Source organism: Methylobacterium sp. E-045, from assembly GCF_022829685.1.
GTDB lineage: Bacteria > Pseudomonadota > Alphaproteobacteria > Rhizobiales > Beijerinckiaceae > Methylobacterium.
The window spans coordinates 38,334-55,273 of the sequence record NZ_JAKSYE010000094.1 but is presented as its reverse complement, the minus strand read 5'-3'; the positions used below and the strand labels follow the sequence as shown (position 1 = coordinate 55,273).

General features: G+C 66.0%; 13 protein-coding genes and 1 pseudogene. 9 read left to right on the top strand and 5 right to left on the bottom strand.

Annotated features, from left to right (window positions below; all coding sequences use genetic code 11):
- Positions 1–36 precede the first annotated feature (36 nt).
- Positions 37–324, top strand: coding sequence for a hypothetical protein (locus MKK51_RS18335; protein WP_243979401.1), 288 nt, complete (start codon positions 37–39; stop codon positions 322–324).
- 526 nt (positions 325–850) lie between these two features.
- On the opposite strand, the gene MKK51_RS18330 is transcribed toward MKK51_RS18335, so the two are convergent.
- Positions 851–1,039, bottom strand: a complete 189-nt coding sequence (locus tag MKK51_RS18330; protein ID WP_243979399.1) for a hypothetical protein — start codon at positions 1,037–1,039, stop codon at positions 851–853.
- 620 nt (positions 1,040–1,659) lie between these two features.
- Here MKK51_RS18330 and MKK51_RS18325 point away from each other — a divergent pair.
- Positions 1,660–2,400 (top strand): hypothetical protein, encoded by a 741-nt coding sequence (locus MKK51_RS18325; protein ID WP_243979397.1) that lies wholly within the window; start codon positions 1,660–1,662, stop codon positions 2,398–2,400.
- Positions 2,401–2,423: 23 nt separating this feature from the next.
- Here MKK51_RS18325 and MKK51_RS18320 read toward each other — a convergent pair.
- Positions 2,424–2,888 (bottom strand): annotated as a pseudogene (locus MKK51_RS18320) (IS1595 family transposase); the annotation flags it as partial.
- Positions 2,889–3,346: 458 nt separating this feature from the next.
- Here MKK51_RS18320 and MKK51_RS18315 point away from each other — a divergent pair.
- The 4 genes from MKK51_RS18315 to MKK51_RS18300 all read left to right on the top strand — a co-directional run bounded on the left by MKK51_RS18315 (position 3,347) and on the right by MKK51_RS18300 (position 8,479).
- The gene (locus tag MKK51_RS18315; RefSeq protein ID WP_243979395.1) at positions 3,347–4,267 is read left to right on the top strand and encodes a hemin ABC transporter substrate-binding protein; all 921 of its coding nucleotides are present in this window, start codon (positions 3,347–3,349) and stop codon (positions 4,265–4,267) included.
- Positions 4,260–5,336, top strand: coding sequence for a FecCD family ABC transporter permease (locus MKK51_RS18310; RefSeq protein WP_243979393.1), 1,077 nt, complete (start codon positions 4,260–4,262; stop codon positions 5,334–5,336). Before MKK51_RS18315 ends, MKK51_RS18310 begins: the two co-directional genes overlap by 8 nt.
- Positions 5,329–6,135, top strand: coding sequence for a heme ABC transporter ATP-binding protein (locus tag MKK51_RS18305; RefSeq protein ID WP_243979391.1), 807 nt, complete (start codon positions 5,329–5,331; stop codon positions 6,133–6,135). Before MKK51_RS18310 ends, MKK51_RS18305 begins: the two co-directional genes overlap by 8 nt.
- A gap of 187 nt (positions 6,136–6,322) precedes the next feature.
- The gene (locus tag MKK51_RS18300; RefSeq protein WP_243979389.1) at positions 6,323–8,479 is read left to right on the top strand and encodes a TonB-dependent hemoglobin/transferrin/lactoferrin family receptor; all 2,157 of its coding nucleotides are present in this window, start codon (positions 6,323–6,325) and stop codon (positions 8,477–8,479) included.
- 51 nt (positions 8,480–8,530) lie between these two features.
- Here the strand turns inward: MKK51_RS18300 and MKK51_RS18295 are convergent, their stop codons facing one another.
- The 3 genes from MKK51_RS18295 to MKK51_RS18285 all read right to left on the bottom strand — a co-directional run bounded on the left by MKK51_RS18295 (position 8,531) and on the right by MKK51_RS18285 (position 10,341).
- The gene (locus MKK51_RS18295; RefSeq protein ID WP_243979387.1) at positions 8,531–9,619 is read right to left on the bottom strand and encodes a UV damage endonuclease UvsE; all 1,089 of its coding nucleotides are present in this window, start codon (positions 9,617–9,619) and stop codon (positions 8,531–8,533) included.
- Between the two features lie 94 nt (positions 9,620–9,713).
- The gene (locus tag MKK51_RS18290; RefSeq protein ID WP_243979385.1) at positions 9,714–10,124 is read right to left on the bottom strand and encodes a hypothetical protein; all 411 of its coding nucleotides are present in this window, start codon (positions 10,122–10,124) and stop codon (positions 9,714–9,716) included.
- 13 nt (positions 10,125–10,137) lie between these two features.
- Positions 10,138–10,341 carry a hypothetical protein gene (locus tag MKK51_RS18285; RefSeq protein ID WP_243979383.1) on the bottom strand — a complete coding sequence of 68 codons (204 nt, stop codon included), beginning with the start codon at positions 10,339–10,341 and terminating at the stop codon, positions 10,138–10,140.
- A 703-nt stretch (positions 10,342–11,044) separates the two neighbouring features.
- Here MKK51_RS18285 and MKK51_RS18275 point away from each other — a divergent pair.
- The 3 genes from MKK51_RS18275 to MKK51_RS18265 all read left to right on the top strand — a co-directional run bounded on the left by MKK51_RS18275 (position 11,045) and on the right by MKK51_RS18265 (position 16,855).
- Positions 11,045–12,733 carry a methyl-accepting chemotaxis protein gene (locus tag MKK51_RS18275; RefSeq protein ID WP_243979592.1) on the top strand — a complete coding sequence of 563 codons (1,689 nt, stop codon included), beginning with the start codon at positions 11,045–11,047 and terminating at the stop codon, positions 12,731–12,733.
- Between the two features lie 583 nt (positions 12,734–13,316).
- A complete protein-coding gene (locus MKK51_RS18270; RefSeq protein WP_243979591.1) occupies positions 13,317–13,679 on the top strand; it encodes a VOC family protein in 363 nt (120 codons plus the stop codon).
- A gap of 734 nt (positions 13,680–14,413) precedes the next feature.
- Positions 14,414–16,855, top strand: coding sequence for an EAL domain-containing protein (locus tag MKK51_RS18265; protein ID WP_243979381.1), 2,442 nt, complete (start codon positions 14,414–14,416; stop codon positions 16,853–16,855).
- The last annotated feature ends 85 nt before the right edge of the window (positions 16,856–16,940 follow it).

Here is a 16,940-nt window from a genome sequence, read left to right as displayed (position 1 = left end):
GTTGTCGGGGCCGCCGGCTGCTGCCATGGTCGCCCGATGGCATATGCACCCCCCTCCCGCTATTCCCCGGCCGAACTCATCGAACAATTGCGGGAGGCCGCCGAGGAGATCGCGCCCGAACTCCCCGGCATCCGGGCCGAAGAGACGCTGGAGGGCGAAGCGGCCCAGACCCTCGAGGAGATGGCCGACGCCCTGATGCGGATCGCGAACGGGGCGCCGCGCCCCCAGGACCTCGCCCGCGCCGCCCTGGAGGCCAAGGCGCCCCTGAAGCCGATCGGTCGCCCCAAGAGCACGGTGGTGAAGATGCAGAGGCCGCGCCGCTGAGCGGGTTCGCGTCGGCAAGCCAACGCTTCACCCTGCTTAGCTTTTGGCGATTATGTAGCTTGCAAACCGCAATGCTTTAGATCGCTTTCGGGAGCTTGGCAGAACTGGGTTGCATCATGAGAGGCTGGGGAGCCCGATTGGGTTTGATTTGCTTGTCGCTGGCCGCGATCACATGCATGTCACGGCCAATTCCGAGCTATGGCGAGGGCCAAGCTACCTCGAATCAGGTCGGCCGGGAACCTGTCCAGCTTACGGACGCGCAGATAGAAGCTATCAAAGTCCTCATCCGCAGCAAAGTCGGGCCAACAGCGCAGTTCGGAGCTTTCAAGGCAAACAGGGCTGGATCGAATCCGATTTCAGTATGTTCGACAGTTAATTCCCGCGATGGATACGGTGGTTTGACCGAGTATAGACCGTTTATGACTTCGATTTAGGCCGGCGCAAATCCACGCTTCGCGCTCATTGACAGGCGGGATGGCCGACCGGACATCGCTAAGCTCTGTCGAGACAACGGGCTCGGCGTCGATTAGACACGCGATCGATCCGCCTTCGCCAGCTTCCGCACTGTCTCTTTAAAACGCTCGGGATCATCATCGGTCCCAAGTTCCTGAGCGGCTTTGATGAAGCGCTCGGATTGAGTGAGGCCGTCATCTGGCGTCGGCTTCTCGGCGCTGAGCTTGGAGGGCTTGGGTTTGGCGGGTGTGTCTGTTGGCATCGGCGCGGCCCTCGATATAGTCGATGAATGTAAGCCTGCAGCGCGCAGACAGCAAAAAGCCGCCGGAGTGAACCCCGACGGCCAAAGCCTACCAAGAGACCGTTTGCGTCACCCGCCGACCGCATCGCGCTCGCCCTTGGGCAACTCGCGCTGCGGCTTACGCCGGCAAGCTGCGGAAGTGGCCGCAGACGTGTTCGAGAGACCCGAACCGCCGGCGGACGTAGGCATTCACCCACACCACGGCCGTAACCCTTTCCGATGAAAAGGCTTGCAGGGTGGGCGGCCGACATGCGACTCTAGGCGTGTAGCGTACTAGAAGCCTGGGCCGACCGCCCGGTTACTGGTCCTCTCAGAAAGCCGGCCCCGCCACAGGGCCGGCTTTCGTCGTTTTAGCCCCGTTGCGCCGAGGACCGGGGCGCTAGGGGCTGAACAGGTATCTTCATACCGACCTTCCAGCCGTCTTCTGGCGACGCCAGCATAAACGACCCGAACCCCGATGCAAGGGGCTTCGTCGGGCTGTGCGTTAAATCCGTTATCGCGTGTGACGTCAGTCCTCAACGATAAATATGGATATTACGCGGAATTCGCGCTATCTTCCGTGGGACAGCCGGAGAGCGCAAATGGCCCGCCTACGAAGCCCTAACTACCCCGCCCTGAGTTTACCAGCCGCTATCGAGCGCGTGCGCACGCTGCACAAGGTAGAGGGTCGCAACTCGACCCCCCGTGAGGCGATCGTCAAGCACCTGGGATTTGGGTCGCTCAATGGCGCGTCGCTCACTGCGCTGTCGGCCATCTCGAAGTACGGCCTGATCGACTCAACGGGAGACGGCGAAGCCCGCGTTAGCGATCTCGCAATGCGGGTCATCTACCCCCATGACGCTAGTGAACGGCAGGCGGCGATCGAAGAGGCAGCGTTCCGTCCTGCGCTGTTCCAAGAGATCAAGGACAAATGGCCGGATCGCCCGCCTTCGGATGAGAGCTTGAAGCCCTATCTGGTCCGCAAGGGCTTCTCCGAAGCGGCACTGGATCAGGTCATCCGATTTTATCGCGAGACAATAGATATCGTACAGGACGGCCGCATTGGGCATGATTCGCCTTCGAGAGAGCCATCGAAGGAAGAGCCCATGCACACGTCCTCACACGCCGCAGCACCGGCCGCGCCGCCTCAGACGTCAATGACTTTGCCTCCCGGGCGCCCGTTCAAGCTTGCCTATGACGGAGTGGCGCTATCAGGTTATGTAAGTCTAAAATCGACCCGGGATATCAATAAGCTTATAGGCTATCTCAACGCTCAAAAAAATTATATAGATGAAACGATGGAAGATGAGGCGTTCGATGAGGCCAACGAAACCGATCAGTAGTACATAGCTCCTTCGAGGCCTACCTACGCACCAACTGGTCGATACGTGAGGCGCTTGCCAGAGATGCCGGTGAGCGCCTTTTCCGTGCGCTCCGCGTCGTTCACGCCCAACTTCACCCGGTTGTTGTATCGGAAGTCGAACTTGGCGAGGTAGCGGTGAAGGTGCTGCTTGCCGCAGTGCTGGTAGACGCCCTTCATGCCGCACTTGAAGACGGAGAACGCGCCCTCAATGGTGTTCGTGTGGATCGTGCGGTCCACGAGGTCGACGTACCCGCCCTGGCCGTGCCGGGTGAAGCCGTGGCCGCCGGTGAAGGTCGCAGAGAGCTTGCCATACTGGCCCGCCTGGCCGGTCATCACGCGGGCTTCCTTGGCGATGTTCTCCTTGAGGATCGGGAGCAGGGTCTTGGCGCTGAGGTCATCGACGACCATGGATCGCTTCTGTCCCGTGTCGCGGTCGACGAGGCTCAGCACCTTGTGCTTATGAGCGTAGCCTGAAGCCAGGAGCAGGCGGCTTCTTCGCAACGGAACTGGGGCTGGCTGAGAACGGACATCGGCGAACTCCTGCCAGGTTTGTACCTCCAAAGGAGCGGATTTGCAGAATACATAGTCACCTGGCTCTTCGATGTCTCGCAGCTTTTGCTCGCAGAACCGGGGCCACGTCCGCAAAACCTGCTGAGAGCCGGCCCCATCGGCGGCGGCGCTCCGGAAGCCTCCGGCGCAGCAACGGCAAGAACAGACTGTATCCATTCAAAAGTAGAGATTTTTTTAAATCTTGCCTTGGACTGCGGCGGCGGGCACACTCCTCAAAACTATAGCATGAAGGCGGCAGGATACGGGTGTCCCGGTCGAGGTCATGACGCCGACGGACGGTCGCCGGGAGGCGCTCCGCGTCCCTGTCGGCGCGACCGGCTCCGGGCGACCGCCAACGACAGGGTGATCCCGACCAGATGACGCACCGCCGTTCTCCTCTTCGCCCCTCCCCTCTTCGCCCATCCCCTCTCCGCCCGTCCCGCCGCGCGATTCTGGCCGGCGGGCTCGGCCTCGCCGCCTTCGGGGGCCCGGCGCGGGCGGAGGGGCCGGCCGCGCGCATCGCCTCCCTCGGCGGCGCCGTCACCGAGATCCTCTACCGGCTCGGGGCTGCGGGCCGGATCGTGGTGGTCGACACCACCAGCATCTATCCGGCGCAAGTCCTGCGCGAGAAGCCGAATGTCGGCTATCTGCGCGCCCTGTCGGCGGAGGGGCTGCTCTCGGCCGGCCCCGACCTCGTCATCGCCGCCGAGGGGGCCGGCCCCGCCGACGTGCTGACCCTCGTGCGCGAGGCCGGGGTGCCGGTCTCCATCGTCAAGGAGCCGCCGACCCCCGAAGGCGTCCTCGACAAGATCGCCACGGTGGGACGCCTCGCCGGCCTCGACCGGGAGGCCGCCGCCCTCGCCGGGGAGGTGCGCGCGCAATTCGCCGGGCTGAGCGCGCAGCGCGCCCGCATCACCCGCCCGGCCAGGGCGCTCGTCGTGCTGTCGGTGGCCAACGGCCGCGTCATGGTCGGGGGCCGCAACAGCACGGCGGACGGCATCCTCGCCCTGGCGGGGGTGGAGAACGCCGCGACCGGCATCGAGGGGTTCAAGCCGATGACGGACGAGGCCATCGTCGCCGCCGCGCCCGACGCCGTGGTGATGATGCAGAACGGCGCCGAGGCCCCGAACCCGGAGACGACCTTCGCCCCCGGCACCGCCCTCGGCCAGGTGCCGGCGGCGGCCAGGCGCGCCCTCGTGGCCATGGACGGCCTCTATCTCCTCGGCTTCGGCCCGCGCACCCCGGATGCCGCGCACGACCTGATCCGGGCGATCTACCCCGACCTCATTCGTGGCTGATCCCTCTCGCGGGCACGGGCTCGCCGACCCGCGCCGCCGGGACGTCGCGGTCTTCGCCGGCCTGGTGGTCCTCGTCCTCGCCGTCAGCCTCCTCTCCGTCGGAATCGGGGCCATCCCCATCGCGCCGTCGCGGATCCTCGACGTACTGATGCGGGGCGGGGCGGATCCGGGCCTCGCCCGCGACAGCCTCGTCATCCTCAACATCCGCCTGCCGCGCACCCTCCTCGGCCTGATGGTGGGGGCGGGCCTCGCGGTCTCCGGGGCGCTGATGCAGGGGCTGTTCCGCAATCCCCTGGCCGATCCGGCCCTGGTCGGCGTCTCCGCCGGGGCGGGCCTCGCGGCGGCCTGTATCATCGTCCTCGGCGACCGGCTCCTCGCGGCCTTCAGCCTGCCGGGGCCGCTCCCCTACGCGGTGCTGCCGGCGGCGGCCTTCTGCGGGGGGCTCGCCGCGACGCTCGGCCTCTACCTCGTCGCCACGCGCTCGGGCCGGACCTCCGTGGCGACGATGCTGCTCGCCGGCATCGCGCTCGGAGCGCTGAGCGGCGCGATGACCGGGCTCCTCGTCTATGCCAGCGACGACCGGCAGCTGCGCGACCTCACCTTCTGGTCCCTGGGCAGCCTCGGGGGATCGACCTGGACCAAGGTGGCGGCGACCGCTCCGGCGATCCTGCCGGTGCTGATCGCCGTGCCGTTCCTCGGGCGCGGCCTCAACGCCCTGGTCCTCGGGGAGGCGGAGGCGTTCCATCTCGGCATCCCGGTCGAGCGGCTCAAGCGGGCGGCGATCCTGCTCGTGGCCGTCGCGGTCGGCGCCGGCGTGGCGGCGGCCGGCGTAATCGGCTTCGTCGGCCTCGTGGTGCCCCATACCCTGCGGCTGATGATCGGCCCCGAGCACCGGCGGCTCCTGCCGGCCTCGGCCCTCCTCGGCGGCGCGCTCCTCGTCCTGGCGGATGTGGCGGCGCGCCTCGTGGTGGCCCCGGCCGAACTGCCGATCGGGATCGTCACGGCGCTCGTGGGCGCCCCCGTCTTCCTGTGGCTCCTGCTGGCGCGGACCCGGACCCTCGATGTCTGAGGCGGTGCCCCTGCTCACCGCGTCCGGCCTCGGCTTCACCACGGCCGGGCGCTCCCTCGTGGAGGGCGTTTCGCTCGACGTGGCGCCGGGATCGCTGCAGGTGATCATCGGCCCGAACGGTGCGGGCAAATCCACCCTGCTGCGCCTCCTCTGCGGCGAGCTCGCCCCCACCGCCGGCACGCTGGCCTATGGCGGAACGCCGGTGACGCAGATCCCGCCGTGGCGGCTTGCGGCCCTGCGGGCGGTACTGCCGCAGACCACGCGGCTCGCCTTCCCCTTCTCGGTCTCGGACGTCGCGCGCATCGGCCTCGACGGCATCGGCCGGGGCCTCACCCGGCGCGACCGCGAGGCGATCCTCGCCGACGCCCTCGGCCGGGCCGACATCCTCCCCCTCGCGGGCCGTGCCTATCAGAGCCTCTCCGGCGGCGAGCAGGCCCGGGTCCAGTTCGCACGCGTGCTGTGCCAGCTCGCCGCCGGCCGCACCATCGCCGCCGGACAGGTCCTGTTCCTCGACGAACCCACCGCGAGCCTCGATCTGCGCCATCAGAGCGCGATCCTGGAGGCCGTGGATGGGCTGCGGGGCCGCGGCGTCGGCGTGGTGGCGATCCTGCACGACCTCAACCTCGCGGCCGCCTATGCCGACACCCTGCTGGTGCTCGCCGGCGGCCGCCTCGTGGCGCGCGGCGCCCCGTCCGCGATCCTGCGCGACGACCTGATCGCCGACATCTTCCAGGTGAACTGGCCGGTGGGGCGGGTTCCCGAGGGCGGCCGGCCCTTCATCCTGCCGCGCCGCCTGTGACCGGGCGGCAACAGATCATGAGATTACACTATCAAACTGGAACAGATCCAGTCATATTCAGATGGTCCTTTGACTCACCCCAATCTATCCAAGACTAGACCGCGTTGACCGCATAGTCATCGAGCAGCAACAGCATTCCGGGCCAGCCAACCTCCCAGCGCTGCCCTTCTGTCTCGCGGAACCGGTCATGCCTTCCCGTCGCCTCCTCACCCCCCATCGCGCCGGCGCCTTCGTCGGCGTCTCGCTCATCGCGATGAATGCCGCTCAAGCCCAGACCGCGCCGGCCCTCCCCGCCGCGCAGGCGCCGCACATGGCGGTGAGCCTCGACACCCTCTCGGTCACCGCGACCAAGACCGAGGAGCCCGCCATCGACGCCCTGTCCGGGAGCAGCGTCGTCACCCGCGCGCAGATCGACCGCCTGCAGCCGAGCCGTCTTTCCGACGTCCTGCGCGACGTCCCCGGCGTGACCACGCAGGAGAACCAGAACGACCCGGCCCAGGCCATCAACATCCGCGGGCTGCAGGATTTCGGGCGCGTCAACGTCCTGGTGGACGGCGCCCGCCAGAACTTCCAGACTTCGGGCCACAGCGCCAACGGCGTGTTCTATCTCGATCCCGAACTCGTCGGCGGCGTCGACATCACGCGGGGCCCCACCTCCACCATCTACGGTTCCGGCGCGATCGGCGGCGTGGTCGCCTTCCGCACGCGCTCCATCGACGACATCCTGGCGCCGGACGAGACGGCGGGCGCGGTCCAGAAATTCGGCTTCGGCTCGAACGGACAGACATTCCTGAACTCGACGGCGCTGGGCGCCCGCATCGGCAGCGGGGCGGACGTGTTCGGTCAGTTCGTCTACCGCAACAACGACGCCTATCGCGACGGGTTCGGCACGCTGGTGCGCGACACCGGCAACGAACTGACCTCGGGCCTCGCCAAGTTCAACCTCCGTCCCGCCGACGGCCACGAGATCAGCGGCACGGCCCTCCTGCAGAACTTCGACTTCGCCAATAACGGCAGCAGCAACGCCGGAGCCCGCTTCAACAACGCGGTCCAGGCCGACACCTACACCCTCGGCTATCGCTTCGCCCGGCCCGACGTGCCGCTGATCGATTTCAGCGCGAAGGGGTACTACACCAGCACGCACAACACGCTGACCTTCCTCGACGACACCGCGAGCGGTCTCTACGGCAATCTCGGCGTGCGGGCCGGCAACAGGATCGACTACGACATCGAGACGCTGGGCGTCGACGTCCACAACACGGCCCGTTTCGACACCTGGGCCCTAAGCCACGCCCTGACCATCGGCGGCGACGCGGTGTTCGACCGGGTCAAGACCACGGACAATGCCGGGGGCTTCGGCTCCGCCTTCACGCCCTCCGGGGAGCGGACCCTGGCGGGCGCCTTCATCCAGGACGAGGTGCGCTACGCCTCCTGGCTCCGGGTCATCGGGGCCCTGCGCTACGACCATTACGACCTGTCCGGCGGCCCTTCGCATTCGAGCGGCGACCGCCTGTCGCCCAAGATCACCGTGGGAATCTCGCCGTTCGCCGGGATCGAGGTCTACGGCACCTACGCGGAGGGCTACCGGGCGCCGTCGATCACCGAGACCCTGGTCCAGGGCATCCATCCCTTCCCGGCCTTCAACATCCTGCCGAACGCGGCCGTGAAGCCGGAAGTGGCGCACAACATCGAAGGGGGCATCAACCTCAAATACGGCGATGTCCTGAGGCCGGGCGACGTCTTGCGCGCCAAGGCCAACGTCTTCCAGAACGAGATCGACGACTACATCAACATCGCCGGGGTCGGCCCGACCTACTTCGTGCCGGTGATCCCCGGCATTCCGGCCTCGGTCTGCGTCGGCCGGCCCGGGCGTTTCCCGTGCTTCATCCCGGTCCAGTCGTTCCAGTACCTCAACGTCGCGCAGGCCGAACTCTCCGGCGTCGAACTCGAAGGCGCCTACGATTGGGGCGGCGGTTTCGTCTCGGTGGCGGCCACCCATACCGAGGGGCGCGACAAGGCCACGCGCGAGACCCTCCTGAGCATCCCCCCGGACCGGATCAGCGCCACGCTCGGCCTGCGCTTCCTCGACGACAGCCTCACGGTGGGAAGCCGCCTCACCTTCGTGGACAGCCGCATCGCCGTGCCCGAGGGCGCGACGATCCTGGCGACCAAGGCCTACGGCCTCGTGGATGTCTTCGCCTCCTACCGGGTCAACGACCGGATCCGGGCCGACTTCATCCTGCAGAACGCCTTCGACAAGCGCTACACCCAGTACCTCAACCTGCTGCAGAGCCCGGGACTGACGGCGAAGGCCGCGATCAGCATCAAGTTCGCGACGCGGTGAGCGGGACGCGGGTTTCCGCAAGACATGAGCAGCGCCCCGCCGCCGCTCCCCTCACGCGGCGGAGGCGGCGCCCCGCGACGGGTCGGCCGCACGCGCGGTGGTGATCTCGGCGGCGATGCCAGTGGAGGCCAGGTTCTTGCCCTTCGCCTCGACCTCGAAATCGGCCCAGGCGAGGTGGCGGGCGACGAGGGCGTTGAGCGCCCGGTTGCCCATCAGGTGCGAATGGGCCGCGATGTCCCGCCAGTTATGCCCGGCTCCCACCAGGGCGGCATAATCGGGCAGGGTGTCCGGGTCGTGCCCCTCCAGCAGGGCCTCGCGCGACAGGCTGATATGGGCGATCGGTCGCACGCCGCGCCAGGAGTCGCGGATGCGGGCGATCCGCGCGTCGTCGGGTTCGATATAGGTGCCGCCGCTCTGGACCCAGTGGTGGTGCAGGTCGAGGACCACCGGAACCTGGTCCGCCAAGTCGAGCACCGTGTCGAGGCCGAAGGCGTTCTCGTCGTTCTCCACCGTCAAGAGGTCGCGCGCGGTCTGCGAGAGCTTGGGCAGGCTGGCGCGGAACCCCTCGATGCCCGGATCGCGGGCGCCGACATGGATGTTGATATGGGCGCCCTGCGGATGCCAGCCGGAGCCATAGCCCATCATCGCCATCAGCTCGGCATGGTATTCGAGTTCGGAGATGCCGTTGCGCTCGGCATTGGGGTTGCGCGAGGCGATGACGCAGAACGGGCCGGGATGGAAGCTGAGACGGACTCCGCCTTCCCGCGCCCGCTCGCCGATGCGCGCCAGACCGGACTCGACGAGGGCCACCATTTCGGGCTCGGCATAGATCGCCCGCGCCACCTCGTGGGTGTAGCCCGGCAGGACGTTGCTCGCCATGCGCAGGAGCCGCTCCAGGGGAGGCCGGGCCGCCACCCAGGCGATCTGCCGTTCGAGCGCGGCGAGATTGTGCCGGACGAGACCTTCGAGCTTCGCCCGCCGCGCCGGGGGCGCGAGCTTGTCGAGATGGCTCATGGTCGTGTGAGACAGGTTCATGTGAAGCGTCGCCTCGCGGGCGGCCTTCAGGGTCTTGAAGCGGGCGGGATCGTCGTCGAGCACGAAGGTGCAGCAGAAACCGAGGCGGGGCGTGTCCATCATCATGGGGGGATAACCGCGACGTCCGGCTTTGGTGTCGCCGGACCGGGCGGTTTCGGAACGCGCGCCCGCGGCCCTTCGCCGTGTCAGGGGGCGAGGGTCAGTCCAGGCACATGGCGAAATACAACGCCCTGATCCGCTCCAGGGCCTGGAACCCCTCGGCGCGCGGGTTGAGGAGCTCCGGCCCCTCCGGGACGCGGCCGAAGAACGCGCTCGCCGGATCGGCCACGAAGCCGCGCTCGCCGATATAGAGCCCGTCCCGGTTCTTCACGTTGACCGAACCGCAGATCCAGGACCCTTCGGCCCTGCGCAGAGCCGTCACCTTCGGGTCGAGCTCGCCGAAACGCTCGCCCACCATGGCGAGGATCGTCGCCGCCACGGCCTTGCCGACGACGGCGTCGGACCCGTCCTCGACCCGCTGCGCCTGCGCGGGAGAGGACAGGGCCGACAGCAGGAGGAGCGACCCCGCGATGCCGCGGGAGCGGCCCGTCATCGTGAAGGGCAGAACCATGACGCGACGGCCCTCACCGCGCCGAACCCGCTCCGCCGGCCCCGTTCGCGGGCTTGGCATCGGCGATCAGGATGTCGAGGGATTGGCGCACGATCTCCAAGGCGCTCACGCCCTTGCTCGCGGCCTCCGCCTCCACCTTCGCCCGGTCGGCGGACGCCATCCCGTCGAAGATCGCCTGCGCGACCCCGACCGAAGCGTGGATGTGATGTTCGCCCATGATCAGACCAGCCGGATGAGGGTGAGGCCGAAGCTCTCAGGAGATGCTAATAAGCATTTCATGAGACAATGCTGAGCCTGCACTCGGAAAAGATGCCCTCTTCTTCCTTACCTTTCAGAAGAGATCAACTCGTTTCGGGGTGGAGGTTCGGACGCGTTGACACCGCTTGGGCAGGGTGCCGGGGGACTCTGTGAGTGCCCGCGGGCCGGGAGGCCGCCGAGGTCGGCAGCCGGGTGCTCGCCTCGACCGGGCCGCAGGAGGGCCGGTTCGATCGGTCGTCCCCCCGTTCGACGCCGCGTGTGTCCGTCGGCGGGGCCGGCTCGATCACCGCCCATTCGCCAACCCTCAGCGCATATCGAGCCATCGGCATCTCCCTCGAAAGAGAAAAACCCGGGGCACCTCGTCCCATCCAAAAGTCGTCATGCGTTCATGACCTGGACGGCCTTCGACGCATTTGAGATGCGAACGGCCTTGCTTGCCCATCACGGCTCGTCAGCCCTCTGAACTGGACAATGCCGACTGGGACTGCGAATTTTTAGTACTTAAGCAACAACCAGACCGATACAATGCGACCCTCGATGGCAGCCCATCGAAAATTCCGCCTTATCTTCTTTCCCGCCAATTTATACGCTCGATTAACGCTTGTAGCCGATACTGGACCAGTCAGATCGCGATTCTTGTGGATCTGCTCGAGGCTCCCGGCATGCGCGCGCTCTCCGATATCAAGATCACCACGAAACTGGCAGTCGCTTTCGTTTCTCTGTCTGCGCTCACGATCGGTGTGAGCTTGTTCGGCTACACGCGCGTCGCCTCGATCGAAACGAGCATTGGCCAGACTGAGCATACATACAAAGTGCTGCAAGCGCTCGATAGTATCAACATGGCTATGGTCAATCAAGAGACCGGCGTGCGCGGCTACCTCATCTCGGGAGACTCCAAGTTTCTCGCGCCCTACAAATCGGGTCAAATCGATTTTCAGGAAAATTTCAGCCGGTTGAAAAATCTGACCTCCGACAACGCTTCTCAGCAAGACCGCCTGTCGACGCTTCAACGTGCTGCCACGGCTTGGTCGAGTGACATTGCGGCTAAGGAAATCGCCCTCGTCGAGTCGAAGAATTTAGAGCAGGCGCGCGCCCTTGAAGGAAGCGGCGCCGGCAAGGCATCGATGGATGCTATTCGGGCTGTCGTTGGCGAAATGGCAAAGGTCGAGCACGATCTGCTCCATATGCGAGGGGTCGAACAGAAAACCTCGTTCTCGACGGCTTACCTGACCAATATCATCGGAAGCATTGCCAGTGTCATCATCGCCGTTTTCCTCACAGGCCTCGTCTTTAGTTTGATCGTTCTACCGATCCGTCGCCTGGTGGCGGTGCTCGAGCGGATGGCGCAAGGCGAGATCGACACATCCATCGCGGAAGCGCGACGCGGGGACGAGATCGGGGCCGTCGGCAAGGCGGTCGAAGGCATCAAGGCCATGGTCTCGGCAAAGGCGGCCGAACAGGCGGAGATCAAGCGTGTTGCCGATGCAGCGGCCGCTGAGGAACGCAAACGGACCATGATCGAACTGGCCGACGGGTTCGAGGCGGCAGTCGGCGGGATCGTCGGAATGGTCTCGTCTTCCGCCACCGAGTTGCAGGCGACCGCCCAACAGATGAGTTCGAATGCCGCCGAAACCGCCGCGCAGTCGAGCACGGTCGCCGCAGCGGCGGAAGAGGCTTCCACGAACGTGAGTACGGTGGCTGCCGCCGCGGAGGAGCTCGGATCATCCGTTCAGGAGATCGGGCGGCAGGTCTCGGGCTCGTCCGACCTCGCCCAGACGGCCGTCGGCGAGGCGGATCAGACCTTGCAATTGGTCCAGGCCCTCAGCCAGGCCTCGGCCCGGATCGGCGACATGGTCGGGCTGATCTCGAACATCGCGAGCCAGACCAACCTCCTGGCCCTCAACGCCACCATCGAGGCAGCCCGTGCGGGCGAAGCCGGGCGCGGCTTCGCGGTGGTCGCCACCGAAGTGAAGGAACTGGCCTCGCAGACGGCACGGGCCACCGAGGAGATCGGTACCCAGATCGGCCAGATCCAGGGCGTCACCGGGCAGGCGGTGTCCGCCATCGGATCGATGACGGCGCGCATTCGCGAGATCAACGATGTGGCCACCTCGATCGCCGCCGCTGTCGAGCAGCAGGGTGCCGCAACCCAGGAAATCGTGCGCAACGTCGCCCAGGCATCCACCGGGACGACCGAAGTGACGAGCAACATGTCCGGCGTGGCACGCGCCTCCGAAGAGACCGGTGCGGCGGCCAGTCAGGTCCTGGGCGCAGCGTCGGAACTGTCGCGTCAGTCCGAGTACCTGTCCGCTGAAGTCGTGCGCTTCCTCCACACCGTCCGCGCCGCCTGACCTTCCATCGTCGCCGCGCGCACGCGCGACAGGACAGGAGCGCGACACGGACGTCCGTTTCCCTTGGGAATGGCGCCGTGTCGTGAACGAACGCGAAACCGCTGGCGCGCGGGAGATCGTGACCGACGACGGGGCGGTCGGTGTCCCACGCGGCGCGGCGACCGGTGTCGAGACGCTCATCTCATGGATCGCGAGTGCCGGGATCCATCTGGAGCCCGTGTCCTGGCATCCCCTCTCCGAGGAGAGGATCATCGTCGAGCGGCAGGCGACTTGGTCAGGCCAATCACACGTCGATGGTGCCGCACCGCAAGTGGTTGCAACCTTAGAGTGCCTCACAAAACTCCCGGTCACCCTCGGTTCTCGCTCCGAGCACGGCGGCGCAGCGGGAGTTTTGCGAGAGACACTTACTCGTTCTCAGCGGCCATCGTATCGCCAGCGGCCTACGCTTCGGCACTGTCGGCGAAGCAAAGTCCTTCGACGCAATCAGCGAGCATACAAAGGCAGCTCGGGGCGATTTCCAGCCGAGCTGCTTTCAGCCGAACATGCTGATAAGCTGACGATGGACCGTGACGGAGCTGGTAACATGGGCGTCAGGCGTGTCGTCGCGAACATCGCCACCGATCGGATGGACGCCGCCAGAGCTTTCTACGAAGATGTGCTCGGCATGACAGTCGGGATGGACCACGGTTGGATCGTGACCTTCGTCGGCTCGGGGCTAGCTGCTCCTCAAATCAGTGTCGCGACCGAAGGTGGTTCGGGCACGCCCGTGCCTGACCTCTCGGTGGAGGTCGATGATCTATCCCTCGTCCTCCAGCGCGCTATCGATGCCGGATATAGGCTCGATCACGGGCCCGTGACGGAGCCGTGGGGCGTGACGCGGTTCTTTGTCCGCGATCCCTTCGGACGGCTGGTCAACATCTTGAGTCATGCCCGCGATGCCAAATGACCGCTTCCGGGTGCTGACCAAAGCCGTCTGGAGAGTCCGGTTCGGGTCCAGGCCGTGTGAAAACGTCGAGACCCAGCAGCGCAGTTTTCTACCGAAGGCTGATATCCATCGCCTTGGATGACCTCTACAGCGGCTCAAAAGGGGTATCGTAGACGATATTTCTATCTGCCGCGCACAGATCCGCGTTTTCACACCGTCTCGGTCGTGAACGGTCTTCACGGCTATGTTCGCTTAAATGCACCCGCCGTTCAGGAGCGGACGGGCGGCCCCCCTCTCGGACGTTGAGGGATCGGTACCAAGCGTCGGATTTCCGCCACGGGAGCGCTCTCCGCCGAAATGGAGGCCGGACAAGGGCCTGGAGCATTTTCAAGCGAGGTGGATGCCGGCTCGCTTGAAAATGCTCTAACCGCGTCGTCTCCGATCGGACATGACCTCGGCGGCGAGAGCGTGATGGCCGGTTCGACCGCCTTCGACGCGCTGTCGCTACCCTGAACAACCTTGGCCCGAGGCATGATCGACATGCCGAGACTGGGCGTACGGTCCGTTCGGGCGAACGCCCCAACCGGAACTAGGCCGTGAGCGCCGTGCCGATTGCAGCGGGCTGAAAGTCCACGTCGGATGGACTCCGGCCCGCGTTTAAAGTCTCGATTTAGTCGATTTTTCGTATAAATAATTCAAGTGCATTAAGCCTCGTCACGGCAGCGTGAAACGGGATCGTCACAGGGTATTCGTCAATGTACCGCGCCTTTCTCTGCCTGAGCGCGCAGCATGACGCCTGGGTCTTGCCCCTTGCGGCGATCGTATGCTGGGTGTCGAGCCATACGGCCCTGCGACTTGCCCGCCAATCATCGAAGAGCCGGGGCCTCGAACCTTGGGCGTGGCTGTTGGCAGCGGGCTTTTCAGCCGGAGCCGGGGTCTGGAGCACGCATTTCATCGGCATGCTCGGTTATGACCCGGGAATCGCCGTCGGCTACGATACGCAGCTGACGCTGCTGTCCTTGATGGCAGCGATACTGGCCTCGCTGATCGCGCTGACGTTCGCACGTCGGGCGACCGGTTCGGCCATGGCGGCAAGTGCCGGGATCGTTCTCGGGCTGGGCGTGGCGGCCATGCATTTCATCGGTATGGCGAGCATTCGGCTTCCCGGAGCTTTTGTCTGGGACCGGCCCCTCGTCGTTGTCTCCATCCTCATCGGTTGCAGCTTTTCCGCTGCGGCGTTCGTCGCTGTCAGACACCGGGACCTGAAATACCCGAACGCCGTCGCCGCAACGCTTCTGACCGCCGCGATCGCAGGGCTGCATTTCACCGCGATGGGCGCGGTGGAGATCGTCCCGGACGGAACGGGACCAGGGTCCGCGTCCGGGCTGCCGCGTCCCGCACTCGCCTTCGGCATCGCTGCGGTCATGCTTGCCATCCTGGGCTTTGCTGCGCTCGCCCTGTTCGCCGGTCGCATGCGCCGAGCCAATCGCGCATTGCGCGCCAGCGAAGCCGCGCTGCGGATCAGCGAAGAACGCCTCGCCCTTGCCCTCGACAGTGGCAGCGATGGCCTTTGGGACTGGGATGTCGCGACGGGAAAGGTCTGGTTCTCCGACCGCTGGCAGACGATGGTCGGCTACGAGCCGGGCGAGATCGAGGGCCATGTGCGCTCGTGGCGGCGCCTCAGACACCCCGACGACGTCGCGCGCGCGCGCCGGCTGCTGACCGACCACATCGAAGGGAAGACGCCGATCTACGAATGCGAGCAGCGCGTCCTGACCAAGAGCGGCGCCTACACCTGGGTCCTGTCGCGCGGCAAAGTCGTCACGCGCGATGCCACGGGGGCACCGCTGCGCGTCGTCGGCACGCATATCGACATCGCGGTACGCAAACAGGCCGAACAGCAGATCGAGTATCTGGCGTTGTATGACGCGCTCACCGGATTGCCCAACCGCACCCTGTTCTGGGATCGCCTCGACCGCGAAATGGTGAGCGCGGAACGACGCGGACATTTCTTCGCGGTGCTGGCCTGCGATCTCGACCGTTTCAAGTCCGTGAACGACAGTATGGGCCACCCGGCGGGCGACAGCCTCCTGCGCCAGATTGCCGAGAGGCTCAAGGCGGCAATCCGCGAGGGAGACACGGTCGCTCGCCTCGGAGGCGATGAGTTTGCGATCGTCCTGAGGGGCCTCGACCATCCGCAGAACGCCAGTACCACGGCGCAGCATGTCATCGACGCGGTACAGCTTCCCGTCGATCTGGATGGCCGCACGGTCAGCGTTGGGATCAGCATCGGCATCGCGGTTGGGCCGCAGGATGGCGGCAACGCGGATCAGTTGTTCAAGAATGCCGACATCGCGCTCTATCGCGCCAAGGCAGCCGGCCGGAGCACGTACCGCTACTACGAGCCCGACATGGATGCGGTGATCGCCGAACGCAACGCGCTCGAGCTGGACCTGCGCGAAGCCGTTCGGCTGGGGGAGTTCGCGCTGTTCTATCAGCCGATCATCGACCTCAGGAACGATCGACTGAGCGGGTTCGAGGCGCTCATGCGCTGGAGGAGTCCCACGAGGGGCCTCGTCTCGCCCGGAGCCTTCATTCCCCTGGCCGAAGAGATCGGCCTGGTTGTCCCCTTGGGCGCTTGGGCTCTCAAGGAAGCCTGTCGTGAGGCGGCGGGATGGCCCGGTGACCTGAGAGTCGCGGTGAACGCCTCGACCGTGCAATTCGCCGAACTCGGTTTGGAATATGCTGTCGTGACAGCGCTGGCGGCCTCCGGCCTGCCGCCGCATCGTCTCGAATTGGAGATCACCGAAAGTGTACTGATGGGTGACACCGAGAGCGCGATCGCGTGCCTGCATCGGTTGCGCGGGCTCGGCGTGCACATAGCCCTCGATGATTTCGGCACGGGCTTCTCATCCTTGAGCTACCTGCGACGCTTCCCCTTCGACAAGATCAAGATCGACCGTTCCTTCATCCACGAAATCGGCGATGCCGACACGGCCGCGATCGTGCGCGCCATCGTCGGTCTCGCCGAACGGCTCGGGGCGAACATTACCGCCGAGGGCGTCGAGGACGAGATTCAGCTCGCGCATGTGCGTCGAGAGGGCTTCACCGAGGCTCAGGGCTATCTGCTGAGCAAGCCCCTTTCAGCCCCGGATGCCCTCCAGTTCGCCTTTGCCGCGAAAGAGCGGGCAGCATGAGACCCCGCCGTCTTCCGCCAAACCGGCGATGATGACCGTCCGGAATGCCGGCCTCATTCGCGCGCTGCGGCCGGCACGGGCAGCG